This window comes from Oligella ureolytica DSM 18253, assembly GCF_000373745.1.
Lineage (GTDB): Bacteria > Pseudomonadota > Gammaproteobacteria > Burkholderiales > Burkholderiaceae_B > Oligella > Oligella ureolytica.
On record NZ_KB892297.1, the window covers coordinates 19,637 to 37,816 of the forward strand.

General features: G+C 46.6%; 19 protein-coding genes, 1 tRNA gene and 1 pseudogene. 10 read left to right on the forward strand and 11 right to left on the reverse strand.

Annotated elements, in window-relative coordinates; genetic code table 11:
• Positions 1 to 115: 115 nt before the first annotated feature.
• From B092_RS0105950 to B092_RS0105970, 5 genes are all read left to right on the forward strand, one after another.
• Positions 116 to 1,345: an aminotransferase-like domain-containing protein gene (locus B092_RS0105950; protein ID WP_018574339.1), complete on the forward strand. Its 1,230-nt coding sequence runs from the start codon at positions 116 to 118 to the stop codon at positions 1,343 to 1,345.
• 91 nt (positions 1,346 to 1,436) lie between these two features.
• Entirely contained in the window at positions 1,437 to 4,151 is a 2,715-nt protein-coding gene (gene acnA, locus B092_RS0105955) for an aconitate hydratase AcnA (RefSeq protein ID WP_018574340.1), read from the forward strand.
• 98 nt (positions 4,152 to 4,249) lie between these two features.
• Positions 4,250 to 5,374 carry an elongation factor P maturation arginine rhamnosyltransferase EarP gene (gene earP / locus B092_RS0105960; protein WP_018574341.1) on the forward strand — a complete coding sequence of 375 codons (1,125 nt, stop codon included), beginning with the start codon at positions 4,250 to 4,252 and terminating at the stop codon, positions 5,372 to 5,374.
• Positions 5,375 to 5,473: 99 nt separating this feature from the next.
• Positions 5,474 to 6,028, forward strand: coding sequence for an elongation factor P (gene efp, locus B092_RS0105965; protein WP_018574342.1), 555 nt, complete (start codon positions 5,474 to 5,476; stop codon positions 6,026 to 6,028).
• Between the two features lie 48 nt (positions 6,029 to 6,076).
• On the forward strand, positions 6,077 to 6,877 hold the full coding sequence (locus tag B092_RS0105970) for a tellurite resistance TerB family protein (protein ID WP_018574343.1): 801 nt from the start codon (positions 6,077 to 6,079) through the stop codon (positions 6,875 to 6,877).
• A 96-nt stretch (positions 6,878 to 6,973) separates the two neighbouring features.
• Here the strand turns inward: B092_RS0105970 and B092_RS0105975 are convergent, their stop codons facing one another.
• Positions 6,974 to 8,110: an acyl-CoA dehydrogenase family protein gene (locus B092_RS0105975; RefSeq protein WP_018574344.1), complete on the reverse strand. Its 1,137-nt coding sequence runs from the start codon at positions 8,108 to 8,110 to the stop codon at positions 6,974 to 6,976.
• Positions 8,111 to 9,019, reverse strand: a complete 909-nt coding sequence (gene mmsB / locus B092_RS0105980; protein ID WP_018574345.1) for a 3-hydroxyisobutyrate dehydrogenase — start codon at positions 9,017 to 9,019, stop codon at positions 8,111 to 8,113.
• 263 nt (positions 9,020 to 9,282) lie between these two features.
• Between mmsB and B092_RS0105985 the strand changes: the two genes are divergently transcribed.
• From B092_RS0105985 to B092_RS13800, 3 genes are all read left to right on the forward strand, one after another.
• Positions 9,283 to 10,548, forward strand: coding sequence for an aspartate kinase (locus B092_RS0105985; RefSeq protein ID WP_026253638.1), 1,266 nt, complete (start codon positions 9,283 to 9,285; stop codon positions 10,546 to 10,548).
• Positions 10,549 to 10,613: 65 nt separating this feature from the next.
• Positions 10,614 to 10,707 (forward strand) — tRNA-Ser (locus B092_RS0105990).
• Positions 10,708 to 10,910: 203 nt separating this feature from the next.
• On the forward strand, positions 10,911 to 11,732 hold the full coding sequence (locus tag B092_RS13800; RefSeq protein WP_018574347.1) for a tyrosine-type recombinase/integrase: 822 nt from the start codon (positions 10,911 to 10,913) through the stop codon (positions 11,730 to 11,732).
• 72 nt (positions 11,733 to 11,804) lie between these two features.
• Here the strand turns inward: B092_RS13800 and B092_RS16015 are convergent, their stop codons facing one another.
• From B092_RS16015 to B092_RS0106005, 3 genes are all read right to left on the reverse strand, one after another.
• Positions 11,805 to 11,963, reverse strand: a complete 159-nt coding sequence (locus B092_RS16015; RefSeq protein ID WP_255313342.1) for an integrase core domain-containing protein — start codon at positions 11,961 to 11,963, stop codon at positions 11,805 to 11,807.
• A gap of 99 nt (positions 11,964 to 12,062) precedes the next feature.
• Positions 12,063 to 12,548, reverse strand: a complete 486-nt coding sequence (locus tag B092_RS15845; RefSeq protein WP_018574348.1) for a helix-turn-helix domain-containing protein — start codon at positions 12,546 to 12,548, stop codon at positions 12,063 to 12,065.
• Positions 12,545 to 12,865 (reverse strand): DUF1153 domain-containing protein, encoded by a 321-nt coding sequence (locus tag B092_RS0106005; RefSeq protein ID WP_280513160.1) that lies wholly within the window; start codon positions 12,863 to 12,865, stop codon positions 12,545 to 12,547. Before B092_RS0106005 ends, B092_RS15845 begins: the two co-directional genes overlap by 4 nt.
• A gap of 76 nt (positions 12,866 to 12,941) precedes the next feature.
• Here B092_RS0106005 and B092_RS15035 point away from each other — a divergent pair.
• Positions 12,942 to 13,202, forward strand: a pseudogene (locus B092_RS15035) (integrase core domain-containing protein); the annotation flags it as partial.
• Positions 13,203 to 13,278: 76 nt separating this feature from the next.
• Here B092_RS15035 and B092_RS0106010 read toward each other — a convergent pair.
• The 5 genes from B092_RS0106010 to B092_RS13810 all read right to left on the reverse strand — a co-directional run bounded on the left by B092_RS0106010 (position 13,279) and on the right by B092_RS13810 (position 17,438).
• Positions 13,279 to 13,524, reverse strand: a complete 246-nt coding sequence (locus tag B092_RS0106010; RefSeq protein WP_018574350.1) for a hypothetical protein — start codon at positions 13,522 to 13,524, stop codon at positions 13,279 to 13,281.
• 118 nt (positions 13,525 to 13,642) lie between these two features.
• A complete protein-coding gene (locus B092_RS0106015) occupies positions 13,643 to 15,991 on the reverse strand; it encodes a heavy metal translocating P-type ATPase (RefSeq protein ID WP_083907474.1) in 2,349 nt (782 codons plus the stop codon).
• 90 nt (positions 15,992 to 16,081) lie between these two features.
• On the reverse strand, positions 16,082 to 16,498 hold the full coding sequence (locus B092_RS0106020) for a DUF411 domain-containing protein (protein WP_018574352.1): 417 nt from the start codon (positions 16,496 to 16,498) through the stop codon (positions 16,082 to 16,084).
• Positions 16,499 to 16,558: 60 nt separating this feature from the next.
• Positions 16,559 to 17,047 (reverse strand): c-type cytochrome, encoded by a 489-nt coding sequence (locus tag B092_RS0106025; protein ID WP_018574353.1) that lies wholly within the window; start codon positions 17,045 to 17,047, stop codon positions 16,559 to 16,561.
• A gap of 115 nt (positions 17,048 to 17,162) precedes the next feature.
• Positions 17,163 to 17,438, reverse strand: coding sequence for a DUF2933 domain-containing protein (locus B092_RS13810; RefSeq protein ID WP_160115305.1), 276 nt, complete (start codon positions 17,436 to 17,438; stop codon positions 17,163 to 17,165).
• Between the two features lie 185 nt (positions 17,439 to 17,623).
• Here B092_RS13810 and B092_RS0106035 point away from each other — a divergent pair, with 185 nt between their 5' ends.
• Complete coding sequence (locus tag B092_RS0106035) at positions 17,624 to 17,851, forward strand: heavy-metal-associated domain-containing protein (RefSeq protein ID WP_232244228.1); 228 nt, start codon at positions 17,624 to 17,626, stop codon at positions 17,849 to 17,851.
• Positions 17,852 to 17,942: 91 nt separating this feature from the next.
• Here the strand turns inward: B092_RS0106035 and B092_RS15040 are convergent.
• A partial coding sequence (locus B092_RS15040; RefSeq protein ID WP_018574356.1) for a four-helix bundle copper-binding protein occupies positions 17,943 to 18,180 on the reverse strand: 238 nt, incomplete at its 5' end.

The following is an 18,180-nucleotide window of genomic DNA, read 5'->3' on the forward strand; positions in this document are numbered from 1 at the left end:
TGAAGAACAACTCATCGTTACCACTAAGCTAAATTATTAGCAGAGCATAATTAAAACGGGTATGATTAAAGTAACTATGATTTTTATTTCCTAACTTTTTTCACGTGATTACAAGATGAATGATTTAATTAAAACAAAAATAACTGACTTCCCTGTAGAGGATAAATTTTCACAGCGTGCAATCAATCTTTCCGGTTCAGTCATCCGCGAAATTCTGAAAGTCACAGAAAGACCGGATGTTATTTCATTTGCCGGTGGACTCCCTTCACCCAAGGGCTTTCCAAATACCGCTTTACGTGAAGCCTACACCAAAGTATTGACTGACAATCCTGAAGTTGCTTTGCAATATGGCCCGACAGAGGGCTACCGTCCTTTACGCGAATGGATAGCAGAGGACTTTACCAAACGTGGCGTACCGGTCAATGTCGACGAGGTATTGATTGTTTCCGGTTCGCAGCAGGCCTTAGACTTATTAGGCAAGCTGTTTATTGATGATGGCTCAAAGATCCTAGTCGAATCGCCTTCTTATTTAGGCGCACTACAATCTTTTTCAGTACAAAATCCGCACTACGCGACTGTAGAGACTGACGACAAGGGTATGATCCCCGCCGACATCACGGCTGACAAAGCCAAAGATGCCCGATTCATTTACGCCTTACCAAACTTCCAAAACCCAACCGGTATCACCATGACACTGGAGCGCCGTCAAGAGTTAGTGGAGACCTGCGCTAAATACGGCTTACCGATTATTGAAGACGACCCTTACGGCGAGCTACGCTTCGAGGGCGAGCACCTACCCTCTTTATTAGAGTTAGGGCGCAAGGCCGGCGCAACCGTAATTCGCATGGGCTCTTTTTCTAAAGTGCTTGCACCGGGTTTACGTCTTGGTTTTGTCGTGGCACCTGTGCCGGTTATTAACAAGATGGTTCAGCTCAAACAAGCCACTGACTTACACACTCAAACCATTTCGCAAATGGCTGTGTATGAAGCCATTAAGGGCGAGTTTTTCGATCAGCATTTGCCGGCCGTGCGTGAGTTATATCGTAAGCAATGTCATTTTATGCTTGACGCACTGAGCGAGCACTTTCCGGCTAACTGCAAATGGACTCGTCCTACCGGCGGTATGTTTATTTGGGCAAGCATGCCGGAGCATATTGATACCGCCTCGATCCTTCCCCAAGTGGTTGAAGAATGCAAGGTGGCTTATGTACCCGGTATGCCGTTTTATACAGACCTCAGCAAAGCCCCTAAAAACAATCTACGCTTAAGCTTTGTGACGGTAGCTGAGAACAAAATTCAACAAGGTATTAGTAGTTTAGGTAACTTTATTAAGAACTTATCCTAAATCAGACCGAGACCTGACGCTCTCGGTTCCTGCTCGATACACTTTAAAACGTCTTAATACATGTTAACGAATTAATCAAAAGGAGTAAAAGATGGTTTATAGCAATACATTAAAAGATCTTGGGCTCAAAAATGCTCAAGGTTCTTATTATTCACTGCCTGAACTGGGCAAAGTCTTAGGAACAGAGGTTAATCGCCTACCCCATTCTATTCGGATTGTGCTTGAGTCTGTGCTGCGCAACTTTGACGGTCAGCGTATTACAGAAGAGCACGTCAAGCAAGTCGCTAATTGGGAGCCAAATGCCAAGCGCGTTGATGAAATTCCTTTTGTTGTTGCTCGCGTTGTATTACAAGACTTTACCGGCGTACCGTTACTAGCTGATATTGCCGCCATGCGTGGTGTTGCACAGAAAAACGGCCATAACCCTAAGCTAATTGAGCCAATGGTTCCGGTCGATTTAGTCGTTGATCACTCAGTGATGATTGATTATTTTGGCACCGAAAATGCGCTCGACCTCAATATGAAAGTTGAGTTTGAGCGTAACCGCGAACGTTATGAGTTTATGAAATGGGGTATGCAGGCCTTTGATACCTTTGGCGTGGTGCCTCCCGGTTTTGGTATTGTGCATCAGGTCAACCTCGAGTATTTTGCCCGCGGTGTTTATAAAGACAAAAATAATGTTTATTACCCCGACAGCTTAGTAGGTACTGACAGCCATACGACAATGATTAACGGTATTGGTGTGGTTGGTTGGGGCGTTGGCGGTATTGAGGCCGAAGCTGCCATGCTCGGCCAACCTGTCTACATCCTTACTCCTGATGTGATTGGTGTTGAGCTTAGCGGCCAACTAAACCCCGGTGTGACTGCCACTGACTTAGTTCTGACGGTCACCAATATGCTACGCGCTGCAAATGTCGTGGGTAAATTCGTTGAATTCTGCGGTGAGGGCACCGCCAGCTTAACTGTGCCTGACCGTGCCACCATCGCTAATATGGCACCAGAATATGGTGCAACCATGGGCTTCTTCCCTGTCGATGAAAAAACCATCGATTATTTCCGATACACCGGTCGTACAGACGAAGAAGTTGAAGCGTTTAAAGCCTATTTCAGCGCCCAAGAAATGTTTGGCGTGCCAAACGCATCAGATATTGACTACACCAAGTTATTGAAACTTGATTTAAGCTCAATCGTGCCGTCAGTTGCCGGTCCTAAGCGTCCACAAGACTTAATTAAACTGACTGATGTTAAATCTACCTTTGATGACTTATTTTCTAAATCTTCTTCAGAGGACGGCTTTAATAAAAATCCTGACACCTTAACTGAAGAGTATCTTGTAGAAGGCAAAGATGGTCTCACATTAAAAAATGGTGACATTTTAATCGCAGCGATTACTTCTTGTACCAATACGTCTAACCCAAGCGTACTTATTGCCGCCGGTTTAGTCGCTAAAAAAGCAGTCGAGTTAGGGCTCAAGGTTAATCCTAAGGTCAAGACATCACTTGCTCCCGGCTCTCGTGTTGTGACCAGATACTTAACTGAAACCGGTTTGTTACCCTATTTAGAAGAACTTGGCTTCGATGTGGCAGCCTACGGCTGTACTACGTGTATTGGTAATGCCGGTGACCTAGCTCCAGAGCTCAACAAAGCCATCACTAATAATGAGTTGGTTTGTTCAGCCGTACTCTCCGGTAACCGTAACTTTGAGGCACGTATTCACCCTAACATCAAGGCTAACTTCTTAGCGTCACCTCCACTTGTCGTCGCTTATGCCTTAGCGGGTACGGTTCGTCGTGACCTTTATAAAGATCCTATCGGTCTAAGTAGTGATGGCCCGGTGTATCTCAAAGACATTTGGCCAACCATCGATGAGGTTCGCGAATTAGCTAACTACGCAATGAACCCCGAAGCTTATCGCGAAAACTACGAGCGCATTAAGACCGATCCGGGTGAGCTATGGAATAAAATCGAAGGTGTAAGCGGTGATGTTTATAGTTGGCCCGAGTCCACCTATATTGCTGAGCCACCATTCTTTGACGACTTTTCTATGACGCCTGGTGCCATCCCTGTCGTTAAAGGCGCTCGCGCTTTAGGTATTTTCGGTGACTCCGTCACCACAGACCACATTTCTCCGGCAGGTAGCATTGCTGAGCATTCGCCCGCTGGTACTTGGTTAAAAGAAAACAATGTCAAAAAGCCTGACTTTAACAGCTATGGTTCACGCCGTGGTAACCATGAGATCATGATGCGAGGTACATTTGCTAACGTGCGCATCAAAAACTTAATGATTCCACCATTGCCTAACGGTGCTCTTCATGAAGGTGGCGACACCATTCACAAACCGAGCGGCGAGCTAATGCCTATCTTTACGGCTGCCATGCTGTACCAATCTGAAAATACACCTACGGTAGTTTTCGGAGGTGAGGAATATGGTACCGGCTCATCTCGTGACTGGGCTGCCAAAGGCACTCTGCTACTTGGTGTCAAAGCAGTCATTGCCCGCAGCTATGAGCGCATTCACCGCAGTAACTTAGTGGGTATGGGTGTATTACCATTACAATTCCAAGGTGATGACAGCATCGAAAGCCTAGGTATCACAGGTGACGAAACCTACGATATCTCCGGCTTAGAAGGCGGCATCAAGCCTCAACAAGAGGTGACACTAACTATTCATCGCGAAAATGGCACCTCGCAGGATGTGAAGTTATTACTAAGAATTGATACACCGATTGAAGTTGAGTATTACGAGCATGGCGGTATTTTACCGTTTGTTCTACGCGACCTTTTGTCAACTGACCAAGCGGTTTAAACTCAACTTTTTGTATTACAATCATTTTAACTTTGGTTAATCATAGGGTTTCGGAATGACCATATTTCGAAACCCTCATTTTTTAATGATTAGACAACGTGCACATACTACCTAAAACCATTGATATTTTTTGTCGTGTCATCGATAATTTTGGCGATATCGGCGTCTGTTGGCGCCTTGCTCAAAGCCTGCCGACTGAGCCTACAATCCGCTTATGGGTAGATGACCTAATCAGTTTTAATAAAATAGAACCGGCACTCGCCCCCAATCTCTGCCGACAGAAGCTCAACGGCATTGAGATCAATCATTGGCACAAGCAAATAACCGAATGGCAGGCAGCTGATTTGGTCATCGAAGCCTTTGCATGTGACTTGCCTGATGCGTATTTACAGGCAATGAAAGGTCACACTCAGTGTTGGTTAAACTTAGATTATTTAAGCGCAGAGAAATGGGTTGAGGCCTTTCATCGACAGCCATCGATACAAGCAAATGGCGTGCCTAAGTATTTCTTTTTCCCCGGTTTCACCAAAAAAACCGGTGGCTTATTAAGACTGCACCAGCTGATTCATAATGAGCAAGAAAAACATAGCTTTTTAAAAACGCTACTTCCTGCCGAGGCTTATGCTTTTTATCAAACTAAAAAACCTGTGCTAATTAATTTATTTTGCTATGCTCATGCCCCTATCGATGCCTTGCTAAGCGCACTGCCTAAAGATAAAGCGGTGATGATTGTGCTGGCTGACTCAGTAGCTCCTCAATTAGAAACACTTGCCAAGACATTAAATTCAACTGCCTATATTCAACGCCTCAATTTTATCGTGCAAAATGATTATGACCACTTATTACAAGCTGCCGATATCAATTTGGTTCGTGGCGAAGACAGCTTTGTACAAGCCCACTGGGCTGAAAAGCCGATGCTATGGCACATTTACCCTCAAGATGAGGCACACCATCTACACAAATTAAATGCATGGCTTGAGACTATTAGCGCCCCCACATGGTTACGCAATCTCAATAATTTGTGGAACCAACTTGGTCATACTCAATCTGAAGCAAAGCAACGAAAGGAATTTATTGACCTATTTGCCAACTATGCTTTTGATACAACAGGCTCAGCAGAATGGTTATCTTTTCAAAACAGTCTACATAAGCAACTTGATAAGCAACCGTCCTTGTCAAAGCAAATAGTCGATTTTTATGAAGAGTGCCTAAAAAAAAGCTAAAATAGCGTTAATTGTTTCAGTACAGAATCCAATCATATTCCGCTCGAGCGGTCTATTTAAATTCGAGTTTTTATATCTATCCCTTCGGAGAGTTTCATAATGAAAAGCGCACAAGAATTACGCGTAGGTAACGTGGCCATGGTTGATGGTCAACCACTAGTAGTACAAAAATCAGAATATAACAAATCAGGTCGTAACTCTGCGGTTGTTAAGTTTAGATTCAGAAACCTGCTAACCGGCACAGCGAGTGAGTCTGTTTTCAAAGCTGACGAGAAGTTTGATGTTGTCACTTTGGAAAAAAAAGCATGTACTTATTCTTATTTTGCGGAACCTATGTATGTTTTTATGGACGAAGAGTATAACCAATACGAAATCGACCAAGAGAGCATGGGTGAAGCACTTAACGTGCTAGAAGAAGGCATGGAAGCTGAGGTTGTGTTCTACGAAGAGCGCCCTATTTCGGTTGAACTACCTAATTCTATCGTTCGCGAAATCCTTTATACCGAACCAGCGGTCAAGGGTGACACTTCCGGTAAAGTGATGAAACCGGCTCGCATTGGTGAAACATTTGAAATTTCAGTCCCTGCTTTCTGCAATATCGGTGACAAAATTGAAATTGATACACGTACTTGGGAATATCGCAATCGCGTATAAACTCAACTCGTATAAGCCAAATTAACACAAGCAATTAAAGGAGCCTCCATGAGTGCCATTAATATTCTTCAACGCATCTTAGGTAATATAGGTAGTAACACCTCCAATAGCGGAAATAGCGGCAATCAGGGAGGCTTAGGCAATTTAGGCGGTGGCCTGGGTGGCAGCTTAGGTGGTATTGCAGGCAATATCCTAGGTCAAATCAAAGATAACTTTGGTCGCGAAGACACCGGCAGCTCTCAGTCCGGCTCAAAAATCCTCTCTAAAAATGATCAAATGGCTCTTGGCGCCGGTGCGCTTGCCGTCCTACTAGGTCGCCGCAATGATAGCGATCTGGTGCAAATGGGCGGTTTAGCTGCCTTGGGTACGGTTGCTTTTCGTGCCTATCAGCGTTGGCAATCACAGCAGCAAAACGCTGTAGACATCGCACACGCTGGCCCTTGGTTTGCCAATACAGCAGAAGGTCAAGACATCAGGCAATTAGATGAGGCAACTCAAGAGCAAAGCAGTCGCGCGCTCATTGCAGCGATTATTTTAGCTGCCCGTGCCGATGGCCATGTTGATGCAGAAGAGCAAGCTTTTATTGAAGAGCAAACTCAACACGTCGCTACCGCAGAAGAAAGGGCTTGGATGGGCCGCTTATTTAACGGACCCGTTGATCCTAGTGAGGTCAGTAAGTATGTCGACTCTCCGGCAATGGCTAGCCAAGTATACGCTTTGAGTTTAGCCGTCCTAACTGAGCCAAACTTTATGGAACGTAGCTATTTAGATGAACTGGCTCGCCAATTAAGCATCACTGAAGAGCTTAAACAAGAGCTCCAGCAAGAGCTACAAAAGCAAGTCGCCTAGCACCTGCATAATAGACTTAGCTGAACAAAACGCGTCCTTCAAGTCGAAGCGACGCGTTTTTGTGGTTGATGCGTTGCGTAGGCCATCGCCTATAGCCTATAGTCCACGAGCAATAATCAAACGCTGAATTTCACTCGTCCCCTCATAAATTTGAGTAATACGCGCATCGCGATAATACTTCTGGACCAGATAATCAGATAAAAATCCGTAGCCGCCATGTATTTGAATCGCTTCGCTACAGACCTTTTCAGCAATTTCTGAGGCATATAATTTTGCCTGTGACGCTTCCGACAAACAAGGTAGGCCCTGAGTCTTCATACTCGCGGCATTAAGCGTTAATAAGCGGGCCGCGTTAACCATCACCGTCATATTGGCTAATTTATCGGCAATGCTTGGATGCTGAGTTAATGGCTTACCAAATTGCTCACGCTCATTGGCGTATTGGATGGCCGCTTCAAGCGCTGCTCGAGCAATACCAACGGCCTGTGCAGCAATCCCAATACGGCCATTTTCTAAATTAGCAAGTGCAATGGATAAACCTTTGCCCTCTTCACCCAGCAACATATCAGAAGATAACTCACAATTGTCCAAGCTTACTGCACAGGTATCGGATGCCTTAATTCCAAGCTTATCCTCAACGCGCGTCACCTGATAACCCGGATTATCGGTCGGCACAATAAACGCACTAATTCCGCGCTTACCTTGACCGGGAACCGTGACTGCAAACACATTGGCCACGCCTGCACGCTTACCGTTGGTGACGAACTGCTTGCTACCATTTAGTAGCCATTTATCACCCTCACGTGTCGCACGGGTTTTAAGATTATGAGCCTCTGAGCCTGCTTGAGGTTCGGTAAGACAAAAAGCGCCAATAATCTCACCACTACACATACGCGGTAGCCATTCCTGCTTTTGCTGCTCATTACCGCTATTTAGAATCGTACCGCAACCTACTGAGCTATGTACGCTCATCATCGTCGCCATCGCGGCATCTGCTGCGGCAATCTCCTCAATCACAAGGGCGTAAGCAATATAGTCACTATAACTACCACCGTACTCCTCCGGCACCACCATACCCAAGAAGCCCAACTCACCCATTTGCTTAATGACATCATCGCCAAGCCAAGCGGCGGCTTCCCACTCAAGTGCTTTGGGAGCGATCTCATTTTGAGCAAAATCGCGCGCCATATCACGCATCATGATATGGTCTTCACTTAACGTTGTATTGAACATCTAACCCTCCTGTCTTGTTTGAATCAGCTTTAAGATGGAAGAAAAGTCTAAGCGACCATTACCTGCCTGACTCGACTCCTTGTACAGCGCATGAGCTAACTCACCCATCTCTACCGCACACCCGCTTTGCGTCGCAGCTTCTAATGCTAATCCCATGTCCTTTAACATCAAGTCAGTAAAAAAGCCACCCTGATAATCACGTCCTGCAGGCGCTGTCTCAATCACTCCGGGCCAAGGGTTATTGACATCAGAACTCCAACAGCGACCGGAGGAGGTATTAATAATACCAGCTAAGATATTGGCATCCATGCCCAGCTTAACGCCGAGATTCATCGCCTCAGCCACGCCGACCATGCTAATTCCGAGCAACATGTTATTTGCCACTTTAGCAACTTGACCATTACCATGGCCACCACAATAAACAATATTTTTACCCATCGCTTGTAAAATCGGTTTTGCTTTTTCAAAGCCCTCTTCCGTGCCGCCTACCATAAAGGTTAAGGTCGCATTTTTTGCACCAACCGTACCTCCCGATACTGGGGCATCAAGCATCACCATGCCATTGGATTGTGCAACCTCAGCAATATCACGCGCACTGGCCGGATCAATGGTTGATGAATCAATCATCACCGTACCTTTGGCCGCTGCGCCAAGAATACCGCCGACACCATCATCACCCAAATACACCGACTTAGCATGAGCCGCGGCCGGCAGCATCGTCACGATAACCTCCTGACCTGCCGCTGCAACCTCAATTGGTGACGCCGCAACGGTGATTTGCGCCTGCTCCTGCAAACTAGTCATCGCTTCTTCTGATAAATCAAATACGGTTAATTCATGACCTGCTTTGGCAAGATTTAAGGCCATAGGACCACCCATATTGCCTAAACCAATAAAACCGATACGCATATTTGTCTCCGAGAATGGTTGTTTTAAATTAATAAAAAATATTATCTCCTAAACATACTCTCTTAAATGTTAAATCATCGTCACTTGTGAGACTTTTTAGGGTTTACCCAATAGTAAAATTTACTTTTGATGAGAAAAGCAATCAAAGCATCATGAACAAATGAAAGAGCCCACCAGATTGTGATATTTTCACAAAAAAAACATTTAAATAGCTGTTTTTAAGGTAAGATTAACTATTTCCCTTAACACTTTTCATAATAAAAATGTCCCTAATCGTACAAAAGTTCGGCGGCACCTCCATGGGTTCAGTCGAACGCATTCAAAATGTAGCTAAGCGCGTCGCAAAGTGGCACAGGGCAGGACATCAAGTGGTTGTAGTTCCTTCAGCCACGGCCGGTGAGACCAACCGCCTTTTAGGTTTAGCAAGCGATCTATCTGAACGTCCGGATCCCCGTGAACTTGATATGCTAGCAGCGACTGGCGAACAAGCCAGTAGCGCCCTACTCGCCATTGCTTTACAAGCTGAAGGAATCAGTGCTCGCAGTTACACCGGTTGGCAGGTCCCAGTCAAAACAGATAGCGCTTTTACCAAAGCCCGCATCAAGGATATTGACGGCACCCGGATCAAAACTGATTTAGATGCCGGAAAAGTTATTATCGTCACCGGCTTCCAAGGTATTGACCCGGAAGGTCATATCACCACATTGGGCCGTGGAGGATCTGACACCTCCGCTGTCGCCATCGCCGCTGCCATTGGTGCTGACCAGTGCTTGATTTTTACCGATGTTGATGGTGTCTACACAACCGACCCTCGCGTAGTCCCTGACGCACGCCGCATGAGTGTTATTTCTTTTGAAGAAATGCTTGAAATGGCCTCTCTCGGTTCTAAAGTTTTGCAAATCCGTGCGGTTGAATTTGCCGGTAAGTACAAAGTACCACTACGGGTTTTATCATCATTAACCGATCCTGACATTCCGGTAGAAGAAGAAATTATGTCGGGCACCCTAATTACTATTGAGGAAGATCCAAGTATGGAAGCTGCTGTTGTTTCAGGTATTGCATTTAGTCGTGATGAAGCAAAAATAACTATTCTCGGTGTACCTGACCGTCCCGGCATTGCCTTTGGTATCCTTGGCCCAATTGCTGATGCCAACATTGACGTTGACATGATTATTCAAAACCAATCTGTCGATGGCACAACCGACTTCTCATTTACTGTCAATCGCGCAGGCTATAAAGATGCAATTGATGTCATTAATAACGTTGTCTTAAAAAACATCGACGCCCGTGAAGTCATTACGGATGATAAGGTCTGTAAAGTATCTATCGTCGGTATCGGTATGCACTCGCACGCCGGAGTTGCCAGTAAGATGTTTAGCACCCTCGCCAAAGAAGGTGTAAATATCCAAATGATCAGCACGAGCGAAATCAAAACCTCTGTACTGATTGAGGACAAATATATGGAATTAGCAGTACGTACCTTGCACCAGGCCTTTGATTTAGGTGAAGATACAACAACTGCTGAATAATTTTGAATATTCCTGCCCAAAGACTGGCGAATATTAAAATTTAACTATATAATTATTAATTCTTTGGGAACGTGACCGAGAGGCTGAAGGTACTTCCCTGCTAAGGAAGCATACGGGCTTAAACCTGTATCGAGGGTTCGAATCCCTCCGTTCCCGCCAAAGAATTTATACAAGCAACGTTAAAGTTGCTTAGAAACATATAAAATCCCCGCTAAAACAAAGACTTAGCGGGGATTTTTGCATTTAAGATAGCCCCTTACGTTGCTTAAATATGTTAAGTAGCACGATTTGAAAGACGGTATAAATCACGGTATATTTTATTTAAGAACTCTTTTTTTAAATTTATACCGTGATTTAAAATTATGCTTACCGTCAAAGAAATCAATAGCCTTGAAATACTCCCTAAACCATATAAAGTGTCTGATGGTAGAGGGTTGTATTTATATGTCCACCCCAACGGATCAAAATATTGGCGCTATGACTATCAGTTCGACTCAAAGAGAAAAACCCTATCTTATGGTGTTTTTCCTAAAGTCTCATTAGCTCTCGCTCGTCAAAAACATATGGAAGCGCAGAGTCAACTACAACTTGGCACTGACCCTTCACAGTCAAAGAAAGAAAAACAACAAGCACTTAAACAGGACTTTCACAATGTCGCTGAAGAATGGTACCAAAAATGGCGCGAAGGGAAAAATGAAAAATACCAATTAAATACTTGGACTCGACTTAACAATAATGTTTTTCCAGTTATAGGCCACATTTCAATTACCGAATTAAAGCCCTCTCACTTCAAGTCACTTATCAATGTCCTAGTTGAAAAAGGTGTTTATGACATCGCTAAACGAACTTTGCAAACATGCAATCAAATAATGCGTTATGCATACATCCAAGAATATATTCCATTTAATCCAACCAGTGAAATATTCCCTCGTGACATTATTCCAAAACGAAAAAAACGAAACTATTCAAGAATTACTGAAAGAGAGTTGCCTAAATTAATTGCTGATATTAACAACTACTATGGGAATGAGATTACTGTCTTAGCTATTAAATTAATGATGCACACGTTCGTCCGAACCAGCGATCTAATAAAGGCAACTTGGAATGAAATAGACTGGGATAAAAAGCAGTGGGTCATTCCTGCTGTAATGACCCAGCACTTTCTGCTCACCTTATGCCGCTAAAGCCTCTCTGACTTCAACGGGTGACTTCATGCCCAAGGACTGGTGTGGGCGTTGATGGTTGTAAAACCCGATCTAGTCCGCTAACACGCGATTAGCATGTTGTATGCTCTCAAAACGCTGCCGATGTACACATTGCTCTTTGAGCGTACGAATAAAACGTTCAATCATTCCATTCTGTTGAGGGCAGTGTGGCATGATAAATTCCTGTTGTAACCCGTAGCTCCTAACCAAGGAGGTATCGAGCTTAGAGGTAAAGATTAAGCCGTTATCTGAACGTAATGTGAGGGGTCTTGTTACCCGTCCTAATGTCCCAAAACGATTAATTAACGCTTACTCTAATGCACTGCTTGCCATCTGTGCACGGCCATTTCGAGACAAGTGCCATCCGATCAGCTCTCGGTTATGGCAGTCAATCACGAGCGCTAAGCTTGCCCAGCCATCGCGACTGGTCCACACACGACAAAGGTCTGTTGCCCATCGTTCATTCAGGGACGCTGCCTTCGATGGACTCACCTCAACACGCGGCCTAAAGCCGACTGAACACTTCCTAACCTGCCAACCTTTAAGTTGAAAGATACGCTGTACTGTGTTCTTATTAAACCTAAGAAGGGCTGCCACCGTTCGATAGCCGTAGGAACGGTTCTCCTCAATCAGCTGTTTAATAGGGCTCTCCAAACGCTCTTGGAGCTTAGGTATCGCTTTCTTGATGGGTTTATAGTAGAAAGTCCGTCGTGGGACGCCAAACCAGCGGCACAGCTTTGCAATGGATACCTCATAGCCATCCTCTTTTAATCCCTGCTGGATGGCTTCAATCATTTCTCTTCCTCGTCCAACAGGGATTGCAACTTTTTTCTGGCNCGTATCTCCAACATCGCCTCACCATAGGCTTCTTGTAGATCNTTCACCTTACGCTCATATTGCTCTCGAATATCGTGAGGTTTAGCTCGTAGGGCATTCTCCATACCCCCGGTCGCTTCCTCAATCCATCCTTCAATCTCGGAAGGGGATAAATCATAGGCCCGACTTGCTTCCGAAACGGTGGTTTTACCTTTAAAAATATCTAAAACTAACGCACTTTTACGCTTGGCTGTCCAACGACGATTCTCTGACTTCATCTCTGTACTCATGGTCAAATTTTCTCCATAATATCAAATTAAGACCTGAGCAGGTTTTTACTGGGTCATTACATTTACGTCACAGATTTTTATGCAATGGGCAGAACGACACGGCATTATGATTGATTTTATTGAACCTGGTTGCCCTTACCAGAATGCCTATATCGAGCGATTTAATCGAACCTATCGCGAAGAAGTGTTGAATATGCACCTCTTCAGTACACTAGAGCAGGTTCGTTGGTATACNNAAGAGTGGATAACCATTTATAATACCGAAAGACCTCATGAGTCGTTGGAACGCTTAAGTCCTGTTAACTACAGGCTGAGAGCACATTCTACTTTCGGGCTGTGTTAAGAATGGGGTAGCTTCAATGTCAATGGGTACAAAAAACCTGATCTATAAAATCAGACTCTTTCTTTAAATAAATGAGTTAACTAGCTGCCGCCAATACTTTTTTAGGCTCGTCTAGACTGAGAAAAACAGCAAGTTCTAAATCAGAGAGCAAATGATGAACTCGTCCCGTTTTATAAGAATAAATACGGTGGGAACGACCTGATGAAGGGACTTCTTGTACTGTTAGCCATGGAATACAGTCCTTACCATGCCCTTGGCCACGCCCCTCTTTACTACGACGGGCAATTTGTACTTCAGAAAATGAAGAGTTTGCTTTAGCCATAATAAAAGTCCAGTATGCTTTTTCACAGCATAACTGGACTGATTTCAGTTTACAACTATTTTGTCTAGTTTAAGATTTTATTGTCATAGTTTAGATCTATTTTGTTCAGTTTAAGACTTTATTGTCTGCCCACAACCGAGTTGCGAAGTCGAAGCGCATTAAAGACCACGGATGCGGAACTTAAGCTCATAGCCAGCGCAGCAAACATTGGCGAAAGCAGAAGACCGGCAAATGGATACAGCACACCGGCAGCGAGCGGCACGCCCAAGGCGTTGTAGATGAACGCGAAGCCCAGGTTTTGCTTCATATTCGCAACGGTTTTGTTGGATAGGTTCTGGGCCGTAGAAATACCGCGCAAGTCGCCTTTCACCAGCGTAATCTGTGCGCTGCTCATGGCGACATCGGTTCCGGTTCCCATGGCAATACCTACATCGGCTTTGGCCAATGCAGGCGCATCGTTAATACCGTCGCCCGCCATCGCAACAATTCGTCCTTCTGCCTGAAATTTGCTGACAAGGTCAAGCTTATCGGCCGGTTTTACTTCACCATACACTTCGTCGATACCCAGGCGTCGCGCGACGGCGTGCGCAGTTGTTACGCCATCGCCAGTGGCCATGATGACGCGTATCCCGGCGTCCCTGAGTGTCTTCATCGCTTCGGGCGTACTGTGTTTGATGGGATCGGACACGGCTAACAAGCCTGCCAACTGCCCGTCAATTGCCAAGTACATCACACTGGCGCCCCGAGACCGAAAGTTTTCCGCGGTATCGGTCAACGTTACGACATCCACGTTTTCATGCTGCATGAGCGCTGTGTTGCCCAGCACCAGAAACTTGCCATCGACCTGACCACGAACGCCAATGCCGCTGCCCGATTCAAAATCATCGACAGGACTTAGGCTCAAGCCTTGTTCGCGCGCGGCGCTAACGATCGCGTCGGCCAAGGGGTGTTCACTTCCCTGGTCCAGGCTCGCCGCAAGGCGCAGCACCTCACTGGCGTCTAGTGTTCCAGCCGATACGGCTTCCTCGAAGGCAGGCCGGCCCTCTGTCAAGGTACCCGTTTTATCCACGATGAGCGTGTCGACTTTGCGCAGATTTTCGATCGCCGCCGCATCGCGAAACAATACGCCCTGCGTGGCACCGCGGCCTGTTGCGACCATGACAGACATTGGTGTGGCCAACCCCAACGCACAAGGGCACGCAATGATGAGTACCGCGACGGCATTGATCAAGCCGTAGACCCAGCTTGGCTGCGGACCAAAGAAGCCCCAGACAAACACGGTGATGATAGCAATCACGACGACCGCCATCACGAAATAACCTGCCACTAAATCTGCCATGCGTTGCATGGGCGCACGTGAACGCTGTGCTTGCGCTACGAGCTGAACAATTTGCGACAGTACTGTTGCCGAGCCCACTTTTTCGGCACGGATGACCAGTGCGCCGGACGTATTCATCGTCGCGCCGATCACTTTGTCGCCCGGTCCTTTACTGACGGGTACGGGCTCGCCGGTGAGCATGGACTCATCCAGGGAACTGGCGCCTTCTTCCACAACGCCATCAACCGGTACTTTTTCCCCAGGACGGACACGCAAACGGTCTCCTTCATGGACATGTGTTAGTGGGACGTCCTCTTCTGTTCCGTCAGCGTTGATACGACGCGCCGTTTTGGGTGCCAGACCGAGCAATGACCTGATCGCGGCAGAAGTTTCTGATCGAGCACGCAACTCAAGGACTTGACCGAGCAGTGTCAGGGAAATGATGACCACGGCCGCCTCGAAGTAAACATCCACGCGCCCCATAGACATAAACGTGTCGGGAAATATGCCCGGCGCCACAGTCGCGAGGGTGCTATAGATAAATGCCGCGCCAGTGCCAAGGCCAATGAGGGTCCACATATTGGGGCTGCGGTTGATGACAGATTGCCAGCCACGTACGAAGAAGGGCTGCCCTGCCCAGAGCACCACTGGAATCGACAATACGAGTTCGATCCATGTTTGCGTTCTGATGTCGAACCAGCCAAGCTGGGGGCCGAACATGGCAAGAACGGTCACCACGACGGTAAAGGGCAGGGTCCACCAAAACCGCCGCGAGAAATCTTTCAGTTCGGGATTGTCATCCTCCAGGGTTGGCATCAACGGTTCAAGCGCCATACCACATTTAGGACAGCTGCCCGGATGATCCTGACGAATCTCGGGATGCATCGGACAGGTGTAAATTGTTCCGGCAGCGGCTTCCTCGACGACGACACCGCCCGTTTCCTTTGCCGCGAGGAACTTTTCTGGATCATGTTTGAACGTTTCCAAGCACTTCGTGCTGCAGAAATAGAAGGCTTCTCCGTCACGTTCAAATTGATGTGCGGAGTCTTCCGTTACGTTCATGCCGCACACCGGATCAGTAAGTTGTGAACCAGAGTTCGACGGCTCTACGTGATGATGGTGGGCTTGTTCAAGCTTATTCTGTATCATTATAAAAACCTTTCCAAGAGAGAACTTCGAATGCCGCCCTGTACGCGAGTATGGGCGTTTTCACGCCGAGGCGAATAAAAAACACAGCTACTAGTCGCGGGAAAAGGGCTTACCGTTAAAATCGATGGTGATCAAATTGCCGTCAAGCTCGCCCATCCCGGGCGCGTTCAGTGGCATGCCTGGTGCAGCAACACCTTTTACCGAAGCATCGGCATGGAGCTTATGCACGACATTGGCTGGTACGTGTCCTTCAACAAGCTGTCCTGTGCTGGTCAACACACCGGTATGGCACGAACTTAGCTCCATGGGTACACCCAGTTCTTTCTTGATTGACACGATATCGGTCGTTTTGATCGCTGTCACCTCGAAGCCAGCATTCTGCATATATTCCACCCACGCGCCACAGCATCCACAATTGGGATCCTGATAGACCGTCATAGCTTTGTCGGCGGCATGGACAAAAGAAGAAGCGGCCGTCATTGCGATTGCTGCTAGCCATAATTTCATGATATCAACTCCAAAAATAGTGTTTGAATACTGGTTAAGAAAGCGTCCGACTGCGGTCGCCTATCTTCGACTCTGATATTGCAAGGTGGTTTCTTTTTGCGCCTGCAATACCTTTGGTGGCCAACTGCTCTTAATATAAGCAAGTACGGCCACAATTTCGTCATCGGTCAAGATACCACCATAGGCTGGCATATCGCTTTCGTAACGCGGCGGAGCTGTTTTCCCCGGTACCAGTCCGTTTTTGACCATATCGAACAGCATGGCATCAGGATGATGCCAGGTGTGGCCGGTCTTGTCGTGGGGTGGCGCAGGCAGGCGTCCGCTGGCCAGACGTGTCCGCCAATCAGGTTGTCCTTGGAGTTCTGCGCCATGGCAAGAGGCACAGTTGTTGGTGTAAATTTCTTTGCCTTGGATCACAAGCGCTTGATCAGAGGGATCAATGAATGCTGGCCCTGAGTCCGTGAAGGATTTATACACGAACACGCCGACACCAAGCACCAGGACACCAATCAAGATAACCATTCCCGTTTTTTTTGTGGCTATTGCCATTGGATCAATCTCCGCTAACGTTGTTGCATAATCAATATAATTATCAGACTTTGCTGCTACCCGAGACAGCGCGATGCAGCCTCATCGTTGGCTGTAGGAGGCCAGCTGTCGCTTTTCAGTGATTGGGTCCACCGGTTGAGTGATCCATAGAGCGTGGACTTTCAGCGACTCTAACTGCTTCCGGGATTGGTATCGGCTCACTTTTATTTATCCCGTTATCCGTGTGGTGCGAGTGCATGCTTTTCATCATTAAAAACATCATCAGCGGACACAGTAAGAGAAACAGGAACGGACTTATTGCCAAAATCAGCTCACGGGCAGCAGGAAAGGTCGCATAGCCTACGATCGCCACTGCAGCCAGACCAAGTCCGGCTTTCAACATTGTTTTCATATCGCATCTCATTGTCGATTCTCCTTGCTGTTACGTTCGTAATGTTGAATCAAAAACTTAACCACGAATCTATTTTAGAGCTTTGCCGCTGTCAGGGAGATTACATCGGTATTACATCTTTGTCATTTCTAACGCTAACTGCCGGGTGTTGACCTTGCCATGCTGGGAAGGTTTATGCTGATGTCATGTTCAACGACAAACAAGGAACGACAATGCTTGAGTTTGAAGTAAGCGATATGACCTGCGGGCACTGTGTGAGTACGATTACGGCGGCTGCTCAAAACGTCGCACCCGAAGCTACTATAACGACCAACCTCTCTGGGCGCGTTGTACGTGTGGAAGGCAACTTCGACGCCGACGCGATCGAGCAAGCTATTCGCGAGGCAGGCTACAGCCCCACGCTGAAAGCATAGAAAGAAGGGCCAGTCGCAATCGGCGCACGGCTGGCCTTTGATTGACTCCGTTTATGTCACTTCGGGGTCAGCGTTTCTGCTGTCGCGCTATTCAAGCCATCTGTGCCATGCGTCTGCATTCCTCGGCACAACGCTGGCAGTGATTCATTTGATGTTTGGCGCATTCTTCCGCGCAAGCTTGGCAAACCTCTGCACAAAGACGGCAAATAGCCTGAGCAAACTCACTGCCTCTAGCCATATAACTGGCCGCGACGCGGCAAATTTCAGCGCAATCCAAATCCAACTTTATGCATCGTGCCATGCTCCTGACGTCTTGCTCATCAAGGCAG